The 17,618-nt window shown below is 64.1% G+C and carries 20 protein-coding genes and 1 tRNA gene; all 21 read left to right on the forward strand.

Annotated elements, in window-relative coordinates; all coding sequences use genetic code 11:
• Nucleotides 1–105 precede the first annotated feature (105 nt).
• Nucleotides 106–408 carry an FmdB family zinc ribbon protein gene (locus Lysil_RS04885; RefSeq protein WP_103074399.1) on the forward strand — a complete coding sequence of 101 codons (303 nt, stop codon included), beginning with the start codon at nt 106–108 and terminating at the stop codon, nt 406–408.
• Nucleotides 409–484: 76 nt separating this feature from the next.
• Complete coding sequence (gene aspS / locus Lysil_RS04890; RefSeq protein ID WP_103074400.1) at nt 485–2,242, forward strand: aspartate--tRNA ligase; 1,758 nt, start codon at nt 485–487, stop codon at nt 2,240–2,242.
• Complete coding sequence (locus Lysil_RS04895) at nt 2,239–2,748, forward strand: GNAT family N-acetyltransferase (RefSeq protein WP_240600123.1); 510 nt, start codon at nt 2,239–2,241, stop codon at nt 2,746–2,748. The genes aspS and Lysil_RS04895 overlap by 4 nt, the downstream gene beginning before the upstream one ends.
• 50 nt (nt 2,749–2,798) lie before the next feature.
• Nucleotides 2,799–3,323, forward strand: coding sequence for a DUF3016 domain-containing protein (locus tag Lysil_RS04900; RefSeq protein WP_103074402.1), 525 nt, complete (start codon nt 2,799–2,801; stop codon nt 3,321–3,323).
• Nucleotides 3,323–3,958, forward strand: coding sequence for an esterase/lipase family protein (locus Lysil_RS04905; protein WP_240600127.1), 636 nt, complete (start codon nt 3,323–3,325; stop codon nt 3,956–3,958). The genes Lysil_RS04900 and Lysil_RS04905 overlap by 1 nt, the downstream gene beginning before the upstream one ends.
• Nucleotides 3,959–3,989: 31 nt before the next feature.
• On the forward strand, nt 3,990–4,706 hold the full coding sequence (locus Lysil_RS04910; protein WP_103074403.1) for a YebC/PmpR family DNA-binding transcriptional regulator: 717 nt from the start codon (nt 3,990–3,992) through the stop codon (nt 4,704–4,706).
• Nucleotides 4,707–4,728: 22 nt separating this feature from the next.
• Entirely contained in the window at nt 4,729–5,259 is a 531-nt protein-coding gene (ruvC, locus tag Lysil_RS04915; protein WP_240600130.1) for a crossover junction endodeoxyribonuclease RuvC, read from the forward strand.
• Nucleotides 5,260–5,383: 124 nt separating this feature from the next.
• A complete protein-coding gene (ruvA, locus tag Lysil_RS04920) occupies nt 5,384–5,971 on the forward strand; it encodes a Holliday junction branch migration protein RuvA (protein WP_103074405.1) in 588 nt (195 codons plus the stop codon).
• A gap of 53 nt (nt 5,972–6,024) precedes the next feature.
• Entirely contained in the window at nt 6,025–7,944 is a 1,920-nt protein-coding gene (locus tag Lysil_RS04925) for a potassium transporter Kup (protein WP_103074406.1), read from the forward strand.
• A 9-nt stretch (nt 7,945–7,953) separates the two neighbouring features.
• Nucleotides 7,954–9,870 (forward strand): potassium transporter Kup, encoded by a 1,917-nt coding sequence (locus Lysil_RS04930; protein ID WP_103074407.1) that lies wholly within the window; start codon nt 7,954–7,956, stop codon nt 9,868–9,870.
• 2 nt (nt 9,871–9,872) lie between these two features.
• A complete protein-coding gene (gene ruvB / locus Lysil_RS04935) occupies nt 9,873–10,913 on the forward strand; it encodes a Holliday junction branch migration DNA helicase RuvB (protein ID WP_103074408.1) in 1,041 nt (346 codons plus the stop codon).
• The gene (ybgC, locus tag Lysil_RS04940; protein ID WP_103074409.1) at nt 10,910–11,356 is read left to right on the forward strand and encodes a tol-pal system-associated acyl-CoA thioesterase; all 447 of its coding nucleotides are present in this window, start codon (nt 10,910–10,912) and stop codon (nt 11,354–11,356) included. Before ruvB ends, ybgC begins: the two co-directional genes overlap by 4 nt.
• An 11-nt stretch (nt 11,357–11,367) precedes the next feature.
• Nucleotides 11,368–12,093, forward strand: a complete 726-nt coding sequence (gene tolQ, locus Lysil_RS04945) for a protein TolQ (protein ID WP_425477123.1) — start codon at nt 11,368–11,370, stop codon at nt 12,091–12,093.
• Nucleotides 12,093–12,536 carry an ExbD/TolR family protein gene (locus tag Lysil_RS04950; RefSeq protein WP_103074411.1) on the forward strand — a complete coding sequence of 148 codons (444 nt, stop codon included), beginning with the start codon at nt 12,093–12,095 and terminating at the stop codon, nt 12,534–12,536. The genes tolQ and Lysil_RS04950 overlap by 1 nt, the downstream gene beginning before the upstream one ends.
• A complete protein-coding gene (tolA, locus tag Lysil_RS04955; RefSeq protein ID WP_103074412.1) occupies nt 12,533–13,402 on the forward strand; it encodes a cell envelope integrity protein TolA in 870 nt (289 codons plus the stop codon). The genes Lysil_RS04950 and tolA overlap by 4 nt, the downstream gene beginning before the upstream one ends.
• A gap of 115 nt (nt 13,403–13,517) precedes the next feature.
• Complete coding sequence (gene tolB / locus Lysil_RS04960) at nt 13,518–14,795, forward strand: Tol-Pal system beta propeller repeat protein TolB (protein ID WP_103074413.1); 1,278 nt, start codon at nt 13,518–13,520, stop codon at nt 14,793–14,795.
• A gap of 38 nt (nt 14,796–14,833) precedes the next feature.
• Nucleotides 14,834–15,373, forward strand: a complete 540-nt coding sequence (gene pal / locus Lysil_RS04965; RefSeq protein WP_240600135.1) for a peptidoglycan-associated lipoprotein Pal — start codon at nt 14,834–14,836, stop codon at nt 15,371–15,373.
• Between the two features lie 8 nt (nt 15,374–15,381).
• Nucleotides 15,382–16,077: a tol-pal system protein YbgF gene (gene ybgF / locus Lysil_RS04970; RefSeq protein WP_165782384.1), complete on the forward strand. Its 696-nt coding sequence runs from the start codon at nt 15,382–15,384 to the stop codon at nt 16,075–16,077.
• Nucleotides 16,078–16,086: 9 nt separating this feature from the next.
• A complete protein-coding gene (gene queE, locus Lysil_RS04975) occupies nt 16,087–16,776 on the forward strand; it encodes a 7-carboxy-7-deazaguanine synthase QueE (protein WP_103074415.1) in 690 nt (229 codons plus the stop codon).
• Nucleotides 16,773–17,456 (forward strand): 7-cyano-7-deazaguanine synthase QueC, encoded by a 684-nt coding sequence (gene queC / locus Lysil_RS04980; protein ID WP_103074416.1) that lies wholly within the window; start codon nt 16,773–16,775, stop codon nt 17,454–17,456. The genes queE and queC overlap by 4 nt, the downstream gene beginning before the upstream one ends.
• A 43-nt stretch (nt 17,457–17,499) precedes the next feature.
• Nucleotides 17,500–17,575 (forward strand) — tRNA-Lys (locus tag Lysil_RS04985).
• Nucleotides 17,576–17,618 lie beyond the last annotated feature (43 nt).

Genomic DNA, 17,618 nt, shown 5'->3' on the forward strand with positions numbered 1-17,618 from the left:
ACGACCTCTCCCTCCAGACGGTGTATGGGTGTCTTGCGGTGGCAACCACGTTGAAAACGGCGCGCCAAGCCCCACAATAACGCTTTGCATCCCGCTAAACACGCCATGCCCATCTACGCCTTCGTCTGCGACACCTGCGGCCACGAGTTCGACCGTTTGCAAAAACTGTCCGATCCCGACCCCGACACTTGCCCGAAGTGCGGCGCCCACACGGTGAAGCGCCAGCTGACGGCGCCCAGCTTCCGGCTGGCCGGTGGCGGCTGGTACGAGACCGACTTCAAGAAGGACGGCGACAAGAAGCGCAATCTCGCCGGTGATGGCGCGAGCGATGGCAAGCCCAAGAGCGATGCGGCGCCCAAGCCCGCGCCCACCCCGGTGCCCACCACGCCGAAATCGTCGGATTCCTGATCCCCGCACCGTCCGGGCTAAAATATCCGGTTCCCGGCACTGTGGCCGGACTTGAAGCCGAATTCCCGGAGTCTCCATGCGTAGCCATTTCTGCGGCCTGATCGACGAATCGTTGATCGGCCAGACCGTCACCCTTTGCGGCTGGGCCGACGTCGCCCGCAACATGGGCGGCCTGGTCTTCATCGACCTGCGTGACCACGAAGGCATCGTCCAGATCGTCGCCGAGCCGTCGGATGTCGCCGGCAATGCTGAAGTGCTGGCCGTGGCTGCGCAGATCGGCTACGAGGACGCTCTGTGCGTGACCGGCATCGTGCGCAAGCGCGAATCCGTCAACAACAAGATCCGCACCGGCCAGGTGGAAGTCGTCGCGACGAAGATCGAAGTGGTGAACAAGGCCGAGCCGCTGCCGTTCCATCACCACGAGAATCCGGGCGAGGACGTGCGCCTGAAGTATCGCTATCTCGACCTGCGCGCGCCGGAAATGCAGCGCAAGATGCGCACGCGCACCAAGCTGGTGGCGACGCTGCGCCGTTACCTCGACGAACGCGGTTTCCAGGATATCGAAACGCCGATCCTGACCAAGGCGACGCCGGAAGGCGCACGCGATTTCCTGGTTCCCGCGCGTATGCATCCGGGCGAGTTCTACGCGCTGCCGCAGTCGCCGCAACTGTTCAAGCAGATCCTGATGATGGCGGGCTTCGATCGCTACTACCAGATCGCACGCTGCTTCCGCGACGAAGCGTTGCGCGCCGATCGCCAGCTCGAGTTCACCCAGCTCGACATGGAATTCGCGTGGGTGGACGAAAAGATCGTGCAGGACACCGTGGAAGAGATGATCCGCGAGGTGTTCAAGGAAGTGATCGATGTCGAACTGGTGAATCCGTTCCCGCGCATGACCTATGCCGAAGCGATGCGTCGTTACGGTTCCGACAAGCCCGACCTGCGCATTGCGCTGGAACTCGTCGATGTCGCCGAGCTGGTGAAGGGCAGCGAATTCAAGGTGTTCACTGATGCCGCCAACGATGCCGACGGCCGTGTCGTCGCACTGCGCATTCCCGGCGGCGCGTCGTTGTCGCGCAAGCAGATCGACGAATACGCCGCCCACGCCGCCAAGTACGGTGCCAAGGGACTGGCCTACGTCAAGCTCGACGAAGCGGGCGCGATCAATTCACCGATCGCCAAGTTCTTCGCCGAGGATGCCTTCCAGGCGCTGCTCGCTGCGATCGGTCTGAAGAATGGCGACATCGCGTTCTTCGGTGCTGGCGCGTACAACAAGGTCAGCGATTTCATGGGCGCGTTGCGCCTGAAAGCCGGCAAGGATTTCGGACTGATCGCCGCAGGCTGGGCACCGCTGTGGGTCACCGATTTCCCGATGTTCGAGTGGGATGAGGAAGAACAACGTTACGTCGCGCTCCATCACCCGTTCACCGCGCCGGCGGTCGACAGCATCGATGATCTGCGTGCGAACGCGAAGGCCGCAGTATCGCGCGGCTACGACATGGTGCTGAACGGCAACGAGATCGGTGGCGGCTCCATCCGCATCCACAGTTCGAAGATGCAGTCAGCGGTGTTCGAACTGCTCGGCATCGACGCCGAGGAAGCGCAGGCGAAATTCGGCTTCCTGCTCGATGCGCTGAAATACGGCGCGCCGCCGCATGGTGGCATCGCCTTCGGCATCGATCGCATCGCCGCATTGATGGCCGGCAGTGAATCGATCCGCGACGTGATCGCCTTCCCCAAGACCACCGGTGCGCAATGCCTGATGACCGGTGCGCCGTCGGAGGTGCCGGACAAGCAGCTGGCGGAAGTACACGTCCGGGTGCGCAAGGAGTGATCCGGCGCGCGGTTGCCGACGACATCGAAGTGCTGTCGGCGCTCTCGCGCGACACCTTCACGGACACGTTCGGCCACTGCTACACGCCGGACGATCTGCGCGGCTACCTCGATGCCACCTACGAACCGACACGCTACCTCGCGCAGCTCGAGGAGCAGGGCTGCGCTGCGTGGCTGCTGGAAGACGGCGGCCATGCCATCGGCTACGCGATGGCCGGTCCCTGCAAGTTGCCGCATGCCGACGTGCAGCCAGGCGACATGGAGCTGATGCGGCTATACATCCGTGGCGAACACCAGAACGGCGGCCACGGTGCGCGCCTGTTCGATGCGGCGATGGCATGGATCGTCGCCAATGCGCCACGCAGCTGCTGGCTCGGCGTATGGAGCGAAAACCTTGGCGCGCAGCGCTTCTACCAGCGCCACGGTTTCCGCAAGGTCGGGGAATATCTCTACGAAGTCGGTGCCGCCCGCGACCTGGAATTCATCTTCCGCCGCGACATGGACTGAATGATTGCGGGTGCATACTGGATGCCTCTGGTCCTGAAGGAGAATCTGCGATGCGCACCCTGACCATTGCCCTGGCATCCGCACTGCTCGCGGCCTGCGCCGCGACGCCGGCACGCGACCCACAACCGCTGCAATTGCCCGCCAATGATCGCGTCAACGTATCGTGGGCCGATCCTGCCTCCTTCAGCGAACACAGCTGCGATTTCGCACCGGGTGGCCGCGACAACGCCTGGGTCGGCGATCTTGCGAAATACACCCGCGACCAGGCCATGAAGCGCCTGCCTGCCGGCGCCCATCTCGATGTGCGTTTCATCGATATCGATCGTGCCGGCGAATGCCGCCCCGATCGCATGGGATCCGAGCAGATCCGCATCATCCGCGACATCTACCCGCCGCGCATCACCCTGCATTACCGGCTGTCGGGCACCGGCGTGGCCGCGGCGGATGCCGATGCCAGGTTGAGCGATCTCGCCTTCATGATGAATCCGCCGGGCCTGCCGGGAAACAGCGATCCGCTGCGGTACGAGAAGCGCGTGATCGACGACTGGTTGCGGAAGTTGCTCGGAAAGCGCTGATGTCGCGTCCGCGCGTGGTGTTGCTGCATGGCCTGTGGATGCACGCACCGGCCATGCACTGGTTTGCATCGCGTCTGCGTGGACATGGGTTCGACGTCGCACCCATTGGATATTTCAGCGTGCTGGAGAGCACGACGAGCGCGGTCTCGCGCATCATGCGCGCGCTGGATGAACGTCCGGGCACGCATCTGGTGGGCCACAGCCTTGGCGGATTGCTGGCGTTGCAGGCTGCGACGCGATCACAGCCGGGGCGGGTGGTGTGCCTGGGATCGCCGCTGGCGGGAAGCCGCGCGGCCGACGGCGTTGCATCGCGGGTGCCAGCGGGACGCAGTCTGATCGGGCAGCACCATGAATTGCTGTTCCAGGGCGCTGGTGCGTTACCGGCAGGGATCGAGGTTGGAATGATCGCGGGCACCCTGCCGCGCGGGCTGGGCGGCGTGATCGCGCGCTTGCCGGGACCGCATGACGGCACCGTCGCGGTCGAGGAAACCCGGGTTCCGGGGTTGGCCGGTCATGTCGTGGTCGAAGCCAGCCACAGCGGCCTGATCTTCTGCCGGGAAGCGGCCGATCATGCCGCCTGTTTCCTCCGAGCAGGACGTTTCGAGGAAACGGCGGCATTGACGGCGATCGCGTAAAATCGCTGTTTTCCCCGATACGGTTGCATCCATGGGTCGTGGTCCCTCGATCGAGCAGCGCAAGAACGCTGTCGATGCCCAGCGCGGCAAGATTTTCACCAAGGTGATCCGCGAGATCTCCGTCGCGGCGCGTGCCGGTGGCGGCGATCCGGCGAGCAACCCGCGCCTGCGCAGCGCCATCGACAAGGGCCTGTCGGCCAACATGACCAAGGACGTGATCGAGCGCGCGATCAAGAAAGCGACCGGCGAACTCGAAGGCATCGAGTACGAGGAAATCCGCTACGAAGGTTACGCACCCGGCGGTGTCGCGGTGATCGTCGATTGCCTCACCGACAACCGCGTGCGCACGGTGGCCGATGTCCGCCATGCCTTCACCAAACACGGCGGCAACATGGGCACCGAGGGTTCGGTCGCCTTCATGTTCCACAAGCTCGGCGCGTTGAGTTTCGCCGCCGGTGTCGACGAGGATCGCGTCACCGAAGCGGCGATCGAAGCCGGTGCCGATGACGTGGTGACCTACGATGATGGCGCGATCGACGTCATCACGACGCCCGATGCGTTCAACGACGTCAAGGACGCGATGGTCGCCGCCGGGCTCGTGCCCGATCTCGCCGAAGTGACGCTGCGCGCCGACAACGATGTTGCCGTCACCGGCGATACCGCCGAGCAGGTGCGCAAGCTGCTGGCGCGCATGGAAGAGATGGACGACGTGCAGGCGGTGTATTCCAACGCGGAATTGCCGGAGTGACGAGTCGCGAAGGTCCAGCTGCGTGAGCGGATCGGTCCGCATCCTCGGCATCGATCCGGGATCGCAGCGCACCGGCGTCGGCATCATCGATGTCGCGACGGACGGCAAGCTCGTGCATGTCCATCACGCCGCGATCAACCTGCTTGGCGCCGAGGATTTCCCGCAGCGGCTGGGCGAACTGGTGGCAAGACTCGGCGAATTGCTGGTCGAATGGCAACCGGACGAAGTGGCGATCGAGCAGATCTTCCTCGCCCGCAATGCGATGTCGGCACTGAAGCTCGGGCACGCACGCGGCGCAGCGATCGCGATCTGTGCCGGCCGAGGCCTCAAGGTGAGCGAATATGCCGCGAAAGAGGTCAAGCTGGCCCTGGTCGGCCGCGGTGGCGCCGACAAGGAGCAGGTGCAGCACATGGTCGGGGCGATGCTGAATCTCAAGGGTAAATTGCAGGCCGATGCCGCTGATGCGCTTGCCGTCGCGGTGACGCATGCGCACGTGCGCGCGAGTGCGGCACGGTTGGGCGTCGGCGTGCGCCAGGCGTGGTCGAGGAGGTGAAGCGGCGCGCTTGCGAACCACTGGTTCGCGCGCCGCTGAACGACCGGCCATGGATGGCCGGGCCGTGGGTATTTTCGTCGATGATGTTCCGCCAAGGATGGCAACGAATGAAAGGGCTCTCACAATGATTGGACGACTGAAAGGCGTAGTGATCCACAAGCAACCGCCATGGCTGGTGGTCGACGTGCATGGCGTCGGCTACGAGCTGGAAGCGCCGATGAGCACCTTCTATGACCTGCCGGAAGTGGGCAAGGACGTGGCGTTGTTCACCCACTACGCGCAAAAGGAAGACAGCGTTTCGCTTTACGGTTTCCTCACCGATGGCGAGCGCCGGCTGTTCCGCGACGTGCAACGGGTCAGCGGCATCGGCGCGAAGATCGCGCTGGCGGTGTTGTCCGGCGTCAGCGTTGACGAATTCGCACGCCAGTTGCAGACCTCGGACGTGACGGCGTTGACGCGCATTCCCGGCATCGGCAAGAAGACCGCGGAACGCATGGTGGTGGAATTGCGCGATCGCGCCGCCGACCTCATCGGCAGCGGTCCGGCGTTCACCGCGCAGGGACCGGCCGATCCGCAGTCGGAATCGCTGGTCGCGCTGCAGCAGCTGGGCTACAAGCCGGCCGAAGCCGAACGCATGGTCAAGGCGGTGGCCGCGGCCGGCGACAGCGTTGAGGCGATCATCCGCAAGGCCCTGCAGCAGGCGCTGCGCTGACGCGCTCACGGCCATCGGCGTACCATGCGCCCTTGGACGGTTTTCCTCTCGAAATGAACGACCACCCCAAGCCCACGGCGCACGCACAGACTGGCCATGGTCACCAAGCTCCGGGTGGGCTATCGGGGCTGGTGCTGGGCGCCATCGGCGTGGTCTTCGGCGATATCGGCACCAGTCCGCTCTATACGCTGAAAGAAGCCTTCATCCCGCACTACGGCCTGTCACCCGACCACGACACCGTGCTCGGCGTGCTGTCGCTGGCGTTCTGGGCGTTGATGATCGTGGTCACGCTGAAGTACGTCACCGTCATCATGCGCGCCGACAACGAAGGCGAGGGCGGCATCATGGCGTTGATGGCGCTGGCGCAGCGCACGCTCGGCAAGACCTCGCGTTCGTTCTACGTGGTCGGCATCCTCGGCATCTTCGGTGCGTCGCTGTTCTTCGGCGATGGCGTGATCACGCCCGCCATCACCACGCTGTCGGCGGTCGAAGGCCTGGAAGTCGCGGCACCGGCGTTGCACAGCTTCATCCTGCCGCTCACCATCGTCATCCTCATCGGCCTGTTCGTCAGCCAGCGCTTTGGTTCGGCCACGGTCGGGCGCGTGTTCGGGCCGGTGATGGTGGTGTGGTTCCTGACGCTGGCGGCGATCGGCATCCACAACATCATCGTTGCACCGGAAGTGGTCCATGCGCTGAACCCGGTGTGGGGCGCGCGCTTTTTCATCAGCCATGGCTGGCACGGCATCTTCATCCTCGGCGCGGTGGTGCTGACCGTCACCGGTGGCGAGGCGTTGTACGCCGACATGGGGCATTTCGGTGCCAAACCGATCCGTGCGGCCTGGTATTTCTTCGTGCTGCCGTGCCTGGTGATGAATTATCTCGGGCAGGGTGCGCTGCTGCTGGAAGATCCGGGTGCCAAGAGCAATCCGTTCTTCCAGGCGGTGCCCGACTGGGCGCAGCTGCCGATGGTGATCCTGGCGACGATGGCAGCGGTCATCGCATCGCAGGCGGTGATCACCGGCGCGTTCTCGGTGGCGCGATCGGCCATGCAGCTGGGCTACATCCCGCGCATGTTCGTGCGCCATACCTCGCGCGAGACGATTGGCCAGATCTACGTGCCCGGCATCAACTGGTTCCTGATGCTGGCGGTGATTGCACTGGTGATGACGTTCCGCACCTCCACGGCATTGGCCACCGCCTACGGCGTGTCGGTGTCGGGCACGATGCTGATCGATACCCTGCTGCTGGCATTGGTCGCCAATCGCCTGTGGCCGCGGCAACGCGTGTGGGTGCTGCCGTTGTGCGTGGTGTTCTTCGTGGTCGATCTCGCTTTCCTGGTCGCGAACGCCGTCAAGTTCTTCGATGGCGCATGGTTCCCGCTGCTGCTGGCGACGATCATCTTCACCCTGATGCGCACCTGGCGCCGCGGCCGCGAACTGCTGCGCGCGGAAGTGCAAAAGGATGGCATCAAGCTCGATGGCTTCCTGCCCGGGTTGATGCTGGCGCCGCCGGTGCGGGTGCCGGGTACCGCGATTTTCCTGTCCGCCGACTCGGCGATGGTGCCGCACGCGCTGCTGCACAATCTCAAGCACAACAAGGTGCTGCACGAACGCAACATCTTCCTGACCGTGAAGACGTTGACGGTGCCTTACGCGCATCGCGACCAGCGCTTGAAGGTGCAGTCGATCGGCGACGAGTTCTATCGCATCACCATCGCGTTCGGGTTCGTGGAAACGCCGGACGTGCCGCGCGCGCTGATGCAACTGGCCGATTGCAGCCACATGTGCCTCGACCCGATGGACACCACGTATTTCGCCAGCCACGAAACCATCATCGCCAGTGCGCGTCGCGGCATGCCGATCTGGCGCGACAAGCTGTTCGCGCTGATGCATCGCAACGCCGTCTCGGCGACATCGTTCTTCCACATTCCCGGCAACCGTCTGGTTGAACTCGGCGCGCCGGTCCAGATCTGACGGATATCGATGAACGCATCCACAAACGAACATGGCAGTTCGCAGCAAGCGCATGGTCACGGCGGGGCGCTCGCCGCGCTGGCAGTCAGCGCGCTCGGCGTGGTTTTCGGCGATATCGGCACCAGCCCGCTGTACACGGTGCAGGAAGCATTCACGCCGCACTACCAGCTGAGCGTCAACCACGACACAGTGCTCGGCCTGTTGTCGCTGATCATCTGGACGATCGTGTTCGTGGTGACGGTGAAGTACGTCGCCATCATCATGCGCGCCGACAACGAGGGCGAAGGCGGCATCATGGCGCTGATGGCGTTGACGCAAGGCGCGCTCGCCAAGAAGATGCCGAAACTGATGTACTGGATGGGCATACTCGGCATCCTGGGTGCGGCGCTGTTCTTTGGCGACAGTGTGCTCACCCCTGCACAAACCACCTTGTCCGCCGTAGAGGGCCTGCAGGTAGTGACGCCGGCGTTCAGTCACACCATCGTGCCGGTCTCGTTGGTGATCCTGGTCGGACTGTTCATCGGCCAGAGACTCGGAACGGCGCGCGTCGGCCGCGTATTCGGCCCGGTGATGGTGGTGTGGTTCGTCGCCATCGCGGCGATCGGCATCTGGAATATCCGGCTGGCGCCGGAAGTGTTGAAGTCGCTCAATCCGTGGTGGGGATTGAAGTTCTTCCTCGACCATGGTGTTGCCGGGCTCACCATCCTCGGCGCGGTAGTGCTGGCGGTCACCGGTGGCGAGGCACTGTATGCCGACATGGGCCACTTCGGTGTGAAACCGATCCGTACAGCGTGGTATTTCGTGGTGCAGCCATGCCTGATCCTCAATTACATGGGGCAGGGCGCGCTGGTGCTGGTGCGACCGGCGGCAATTGGCAATCCCTTCTACGAATCGGTGCCGAAACCACTACTGATTCCGATGGTGATCCTGGCGATGCTGGCGGCGATCATCGCCTCGCAGGCGGTCATTACCGGCGCGTTCTCGATGGCGCGATCAGCAATGCAGCTCGGCTACATCCCGCGCATGCAGATCCGCCACACCTCGCGCGACACCATCGGCCAGATCTACGTGCCGGCGATCAACTGGACGTTGCTGGTGCTGGTGATCGCGGTGGTGATCGGCTTCGGCAGCGCGACGCGATTGGCGACGGCTTACGGCGTTTCGGTAACCGGCACGATGCTGATGACCAGCATCCTGATGATCGTCTACCTGCACAACACGCAAAAGATCCCGGCGCTGCTGTTCTGGCCATTGGCGGCGATCTTCGTGCTGGTGGACGTGGCGTTCCTCGGCGCCAATCTCGCCAAATTCATGGATGGCGCGTGGTTCCCGCTGCTGCTCGGCCTGATCATTTTCACCATGATGCGCACCTGGCGTCGTGGTCGCGAGCTGTTGCGCAGCGAGATGCAGAAGGACGGCATCCAGCTCGACGCGTTCCTGCCCGGGCTGATGCTGGCACCGCCGGTGCGGGTGGAAGGCACGGCGATCTTCCTGACCGCCGACAAGACGATGGTACCGCACGCCTTCCTGCACAACCTCAAGCACAACCGCGTGCTGCACGCGCGCAACATCTTCCTGACGGTGACGACACTGACGGTGCCGGTGGCGCCGCAGGGGCAACGGCTGTCGGTGCAGGCGATCGGCGACGAGTTTTATCGTGTCGTGGTGCGTTTCGGCTTCATGGAAACGCCGGACGTGCCGCGCGCGCTGATGGAGCTGTCGGATTGCAGCCAGATGTGCCTTGATCCGATGGATACCACGTATTTCGCCAGCCGCGAACGCATCGTCGCCGTGCGTCGCCACGGCATGCCGATCTGGCGCGACAAGCTGTTCGCCTTCATGATGCGCAATGCCGCGCCGGCCAGCGACTTCTTCAACATCCCCGGCAACCGGCTGGTCGAACTCGGCACGCAGGTACAGATATAGACATGAACGAAGAGCGCATCATCGCTTCCGGCGCCACCCGCGAGGACGAGGCCAGCGAAGCCAGCATCCGCCCGCGCCGGCTCGCCGATTACCTCGGCCAGCAGCAGGTGCGCGAGCAGATGCAGATCTTCATCGACGCCGCGCGCGGGCGCAGCGAAGCGCTCGATCATGTGCTGATCTTCGGCCCGCCCGGGCTCGGCAAGACCACGCTATCGCACGTCATCGCCAACGAACTCGGCGTCAACCTGCGGGCGACCAGCGGCCCGGTGATCGAACGCGCCGGCGATCTCGCCGCGCTGCTCACCAACCTGCAGCCGCACGACGTGCTGTTCATCGACGAAATCCATCGCCTCTCTCCCGTGGTGGAGGAAGTGCTGTATCCGGCGATGGAAGATTTCCAGATCGACATCATGATCGGCGAAGGCCCGGCCGCGCGCTCGATCAAGCTCGACCTGCCGCCGTTCACCCTGGTCGGCGCGACCACGCGCGCGGGCCTGCTCACCGCGCCGCTGCGCGATCGTTTCGGCATCGTCCAGCGACTGGAGTTCTACAGCAGCGTCGAACTGACGCAGATCGTGACGCGCTCGGCGCAGATCCTCGGTATTCCCTGTGAAGCGGAAGGCGCTGTCGAAATCGCGAAACGGTCGCGCGGTACGCCACGCATCGCCAATCGCCTGCTGCGGCGCGTGCGCGATTACGCCCAGGTGCGCGCCGATGGCCGCATCGATCGCGACAGCGCGAACGCCGCGATGCAGATGCTCAAGGTCGACCCGGAAGGATTCGACGAACTCGATCGTCGCCTGCTCAACCTCATCATCGAGAATTTCGACGGTGGTCCGGTCGGCGTCGAATCGCTGGCGGCAGCGCTCAGCGAGGAGCGCGGGACGCTGGAAGACGTGATCGAACCCTACCTGATCCAGCAGGGCTTCCTGGTGCGGACCGCACGCGGGCGCATGGCCAGCCACAAGGCCTATCGCCATCTCGGCCTGAAGCCGAAGCGCGCGCCGGAACCGGAATCCGGCGATCCGGAGGCGTTGTTTTGAACGAAGCCCTAACCGCCGACGCCGCAGCCCTTGCGTTCCAGTGGCCGGTGCGCGTGTACTGGGAGGATACCGATGCCGGTGGCGTGGTCTATCACGCGCAGTATCTTGCCTTCATGGAGCGTGCGCGCAGCGAATGGATGCGGGCGATCGGCCACGGCCAGGAACTTTTGCGCGATCGCGATGGTCTGGTCTTCGTGGTGCGGGCCATGCAGGTCGATTTCCGCTCGCCGGCGCGGCTCGACGATGCGTTGCTGGTGAGCGTGGAATTGCGCGAATGCCGGCGCGCATCGTTGCTGTTGCGGCAGGAGATCCGTCGCGATGGCGCGTTGCTGGTGGATGGCGAGGTGCGGATCGCCGCACTGGCGGCCAGCACGTTCCGGCCATGCGCGCTGCCACCGCTGTTGTTCGAACAATTGAAATCGCATGAACACAAAGGTGATTGATGGTGTCCTCGATGTTGCTTGATCCACTGCCGAATAGCGTGCCCTCCGCACTTCCGACCGCCGAATTCAATCCGCTGCAACTGGTGCTGCACGCCTCGCTGCCGGTGCAGTTGGTGATGGCGATGTTGCTGGTGGTGTCGGTGATGTCGTGGGCGATCATCTTCCGCAAACGCGCGCAACTGGGCGCCGCCGAGCGCGAGGCCAACGGCTTCGAGGAACGCTTCTGGTCGGGCGCGCAACTTGGCGACTTGCATGCACGTGCCGGCAAGAACGGCGCGATCGATGGCATGGAGGCGATCTTCGATGCCGGCATGCGCGAATTCCAGCGGGTGACGCAGATGCGCGGTGCCGACAGCCGCCTGCAGCTGGAAGGCGCGCAACGCGCGATGCGTGCCACCACCGCGCGTGAACTCGATGGCCTCGAACACAACCTCGAATTCCTCGCCAATACCGGTTCGATCAGTCCCTACATCGGCCTGTTCGGAACAGTGTGGGGCATCATGATTTCGTTCCAGGGGCTGGCCACGCTCAAGCAGGCGACCATCGCCACCGTCGCGCCGGGAATTTCCGAGGCGTTGATCGCCACCGCGATGGGCCTGTTCGCGGCGATTCCGGCGGTCTGGGCCTACAACCGCCTCGCCACCCGCGTCGATCGCCTCGCGTCGCGCTACGACGCCTTCGCGGAAGAATTTTCGTCGATCCTGCAGCGCTGGTCGCCGCTGCCCGACGCGCGCTAATGGCCGGTCGTTCGACAACGCGGCGACGCAAGCACCGGCTGAAGTCGGAGATCAACGTCGTGCCTTACATCGACGTGATGCTGGTGCTGTTGATCATCTTCATGGCGACCGCGCCGCTGCTCAACCTCGGCGTCGATGTCAACTTGCCGCAGAGCAGCGCACAATCGATCAAGGCCGATGTCGAACCGGCGATCGTCAGTGTCGGCGCCGACGGTGCCTTGTCGCTCACCATCGACGGCGCGCGCACGCCATCATCGCGCGACGATGTGGTGCAGCGCGTGCAGGCCTTCGTCGCCGCACATCCCGACGCAGCGGTCTATGTCGCCGGTGATGCCCGCGCGTCCTACCAGACCGTGTATGACGTGTTGAGCCTGTTGCAGACGCAGGCGCATGTGCCGCGGGCCGGACTGATGAGCATGCCGGGCGGAGCATCCACCCAGTGAAGGAGCAGCGCGCCGCTGCCGCGCGCGGGACGGGTTACGCGATCCTGCTGCACGTGGTCCTGATCGGGCTGCTGCTGTTCGGTTTGCATCGTGCCAGCCAGCAGGGTGGCGATGCCGGTGGTGATGGCGCGTTGCAGGCGGACGTTGCGTCGGTAAACGATCTCTCGGCGAAGACGCGGCGCGCGTTGCTGGGCCAACCGAAGCAGGTCGAGCAACCGTTGCCGCAACCGATCGAAACCCCGACGCCGAAGGAAACACCGAAGCCGGAGCCTGTGCAGACGCCGCCGCAACCGGTGACGAAGGACGTGCCGCCGCAAAAACCGCAGCCGGAGCGTCCGCAACCGTCGAAGCCCGAGCCGAAGTCGCTGCCGGTGGATGCAAGCAAGAAGGTTCCGATGCCGGAGCCGGCGAAGAAACCTGCCGAACCCGACCTCGCGGCGTTGGCCGCCGCACAGGCGGCGCGTCTGGCAAAAGCGACGAACCTGGCGAAGCAGCGCGCTTTGCAGGTGGCGGACGCCGGTGCGCCCGATGGTGGGCACGAACAGGCGTCGGCGCGTGCGGGAGTCGGTTCCGGCAAGAGTCGCAACAGTGGCCAGCAAAAATGGCTGGATGCGGTCGGGCGCGCGATCGAGGCGAAATGGGTGCGCCCGGATGACATTGCGCCGGGCCAGACCTGTCCGATCCACATCCGCATCATTCCCGGCGGCGAAGTGATCGCGGCATCGGTGCAGCCGGGTTGCCCATATTCCGAAGAGGCAAAGCGCAGCGTGGAAAAAGCGGTGCGCGACGCCAGCCCGTTGCCATTCAAGGGCTACGAGGACGTCTACACGCGTGATTTCACTGCCAATTTCAAGCCGTCACGGTGACATTGAGCCCGGGCAGCCAGCCTGTGCCGCGATGTTCATAGTGAACCACCATTCAGCTAACTGACGTCCCCGCGTTTACCCTAGTTGGACGCATCCCACACGGTGATATTTCCCGATGCGAATCTTTTTCGCGCTTTGCCTTTCCATCTTGTCTGGCGCAGCTTTCGCGCAGTCCAGTCCGCAAGTCGACGTGATCGGCGGTCGCGATGCCGCGCAGCCGATCGCAGTGGTCCCATTCGCAGGGAGCGGTAGCGGCGAGAGCGATATCGCCGCGGTGATTCGTGCCGACCTGCAACGCTCCGGTCAGTTCAAGGCGATGCCGGAATCGGCGATGCCGGAAAAGCCGAGTACCGCCTCCGAATTGCATCTGCCGGTATGGCAGGCTGCGGGTCAGGGCCTGGTGTTGATCGGCCGCGTGACTGCCGGCGCATCGACGCGGGTGGAATACGAGTTGTTCGATGTCGCGCACAAGCAGCGATTGCTGGGTTTCGCCAAGAGCGGCCCGGCCAGTGCCGCGCGTGACATCGCCCACCAGATCGCCGATGACGTTTACCAGAAAATGTTGAACGTGCGCGGCGCGTTCTGGACGCGCATGGCCTATGTGCGCGTCGAAGGTGTTGGCAAGCACGCGACCTATCGCCTCGTGGTCGCCGATGCCGATGGCCACAATGCTCGCGTGCTGGAAAGCGCCAATGCGCCGATCATGTCGCCGACGTGGAGCCCGGATGGCAAGCGCATCGCCTACGTGAGTTTCGCCAACGGCAATTCCACGGTGAAAGTGCGTGGTCTCGCCGGCGGTGACGTCACCGTTGCGTCGTTCCACGGTCTCAACGCCAGTCCGTCGTTCTCGCCGGATGGGGCGCGTCTCGCGATCACGCTGTCGCGCGATGGCAATCCCGAAATCTATACCTTGCCTTCCAGCGGCGGCGCGCCGACGCGCATCACCCACCAGCTCGGCATCGATACCAGCCCGGCATGGACATCCGCGGGCATCTACTTCACTTCCGATCGCGGCGGCCGCCCGCAGATCTACAAGACCTCGGCCTCAGGCGGCAGTGCCGGTCGCGTCACCTTCCAGGGCGACTACAACGCCGATGCGGCGTTCTCGCTCGACGGCAAAGTGATGGCGGTGACGCAGGGCAACGGCGGCAACTATCGCATCGCGGTGTTCGATACCCGCAGCGGTCCGGGCCAGTGGACCACGGTGTCGCCGGGTTCGCTCGACGAATCGCCGAGCGTGGCGCCGAATGGCAGCATGGTGATGTACGACGCCCACGAAGGCAGCCACAACGTCATCCATGTGGTGTCGGCCGATGGCCGCGTGCGCGAACGCATCGATACCGGCGGCAACGCCCAGGATCCGGCATGGTCGCCGTATCGCAACATCCAGTAGATTGAATTGAAACAACGGAATCTGAAGGAGTCGGAAAAATGAAAACCTTGCGTGCCGCCATGATCGCGATCGCCTGTTCGGGCTTGATCGTCGCCTGTTCCACCAAGACCAAGGACACCGCACCGCCGCCGGTGGTCGATTCCGGCGCCCAGAACAATACCGGCAACAAGGCCGATACCGGCGTGTCCACCGCGCCGATCGGTGGCGCCTATGGTCCCGGCGATCTCGACAAGGACGCCTGCCTGAAGAATCGTTTGGTGTATTTCGATTACGACTCCGACATCACCAAGCCGGAATTCCAGGCATCGATCGGTTGCCACGCCAAGTACCTGCGTGATCGCCCGTCCGCGCGCATGCGCCTGGAAGGCAATACCGACGAACGCGGCAGCCGCGAATACAACCTTGCGTTGGGTGAGCGTCGCGCCCGCAGCGTGTCGTCGGCGATGCAGGCAATGGGCGCAAGCACTGGCCAGATCAGCGTGGTGAGCTACGGCGAGGAGCGTCCGGAATGCCGCGAATCCGACGAATCGTGCTGGAAGCAAAATCGCCGCGTGGACATCAACTACACCACGCCCTGAGCATGGCCATGCGTCTTGCCATTCCCGCATTGTGGCTGGCGCTGCTGTTGCCGGCAGCGCCTGCTTTCGCGCAGAAAGCCAGCCTGGCCGAACGTGTCGACGCACTGGAGGCACATGCCGCCGATGACAGTGCCAAGCTGGAGACGCTGAACCAGATCAACGCGCTCAAGGAAGAAATCCGCGGCCTGCGTGGGCAAATGGAAGAGCTGCAACAGCAGCTCAACCAGCAGAAGGAAGCCGCGCGCAACCAGTACCTCGATATCGATGGTCGCTTGAATCGCCTCGAGGGCGGCAAGCCTGCGGCCACTGGTGGCGATCAGGGCGCGAACGCGTCGCCGCAACCCGCGGAGCCTGCGGCCAATGCGCCTGCCGAGATGGCTCCGGCGGCATCGAACGGGAATGATCGCGCCGATTACGATGTCGCGTTCAAGGCGCTGAAGGGTGGCGATTACGTCACCTCGTCGCGCGGCTTCAAATCCTTCATCGACCGCTGGCCAAAGAGCGCGCTGCTCCCGAATGCGCGCTACTGGCTGGGCGAGAGCTATTACGCCACCGGCAATTACGCGCTGGCCGCGCAGCAGTTCAAGCAGGTGGTGGATACCTATCCAACCCACCCCAAGGCCGCCGATGCCGCGCTGAAGCTGCGGATGTCCCAGCAGGCGATGAAACAGCAAAAACCGCTGAGGAAGCCTGCCGCAAGGTAAAATGACGGCATGAACGCCGTTGTCGCTACCGCGATCGAGCCGTCGTCGGAGCCAACCTCCGAGCGGTTGCGGATCACCGAAATCTTCCTGTCCCTGCAAGGCGAGGCCCGCGATGCCGGCTGGCCTACGGTCTTCGTGCGCCTGACCGGCTGCCCGTTGCGTTGCCTCTATTGCGATACCGCCTATGCCTTCCACGGTGGCGAATGGGTGGGGATCGACGACATCGTCGCGACCGTCGCCGGCCATGGCGTGCGCCACGTTTGCGTGACTGGTGGCGAACCGCTGTCGCAGAAACGTTGCATCCAGTTGCTGAAGAAATTGTGCGATGAAGGATGGATCGTCTCGCTGGAAACGTCTGGCGCGATCGACATCGGCGACGTCGACGCGCGGGTATCACGCGTGGTCGACATCAAGACGCCGGGTTCCGGGGAAGTGGAACGCAATCGTTGGGAGAACATCGCGTTGCTGACAGCGCATGACCAGGTCAAGTTCGTGATCTGTTCGCGCGAGGATTTCGACTGGGCACGCGCCGTGGTGAAGGAACATGCATTGGACACGCGCTGCGACGTGCTGTTTTCGCCCAGCCACGGACAAATCACGCCGCGCGAGCTGGCCGACTGGATCGTCGCAGAGCACTTGCCGGTGCGCTTCCAGATGCAGTTGCACAAACAGTTGTGGGGCGAGGAGCCGGGACGATGACGCCAGCAGTGATATTGGTATCGGGTGGGATGGATTCGGCTGTGGTGCTGGCGCTCGCACGCGAGCAGGGATTCGCCGCGCATGCATTGAGCGTGCGTTATGGTCAACGTCATCTCTCCGAACTCGATGCCGCCCAGCGCGTGGCAAAGGTGCTCGGCGCGGTCGAACACAAGATCGTGGAGATCGACCTGCGCGCCATCGGTGGTTCGGCGCTGACCAGTGACATCGATGTGCCAACCGATGCCGATGGCCACGAGATCGGCACCGGCGACATTCCCGTGACCTACGTGCCTGCGCGCAACACGTTGATGCTGTCGGCGGCGCTGGGCTGGGCGGAAGTACTCGGCGCGAACGACATTTTTTGCGGCGTCAATGCCGTCGATTACTCCGGCTATCCCGACTGCCGTCCGGAGTTCATTGCCGCATTCGAAGCGCTGGCCAACCTCGCCACCCGCGCCGGGGTGGAAGGCACGCGCTTCCATGTGCATGCACCACTGATGCGAATGACCAAGGCCGACATCGCCCGCGAGGGCGAGCGGCTGGGCGTGGATTTCGCGCAGACCGTGAGTTGCTACCAGGCCGACGAAGCCGGCCGTGCCTGCGGCCATTGCGATGCCTGCCTGCTGCGCGCCCGCGGGTTCGCCGATGCCGGGCTGGCCGATCCCACCCGTTATCGTTGATTCGTTACAATATGTGGGCCCGGTGCAATGCCGGGTCTTGGCCGGGTCGTTAGCTCAGTCGGTAGAGCATCGGACTTTTAATCCGTTGGTCGACGGTTCGAATCCGTCACGACCCACCAGTTCCTCACCCTTGCATGAGCCTCGCGACTTGAATTCCTGTCG

This window comes from Solilutibacter silvestris, assembly GCF_002895945.1.
GTDB classification, from domain to species: Bacteria; Pseudomonadota; Gammaproteobacteria; order Xanthomonadales; family Xanthomonadaceae; genus Solilutibacter; species Solilutibacter silvestris.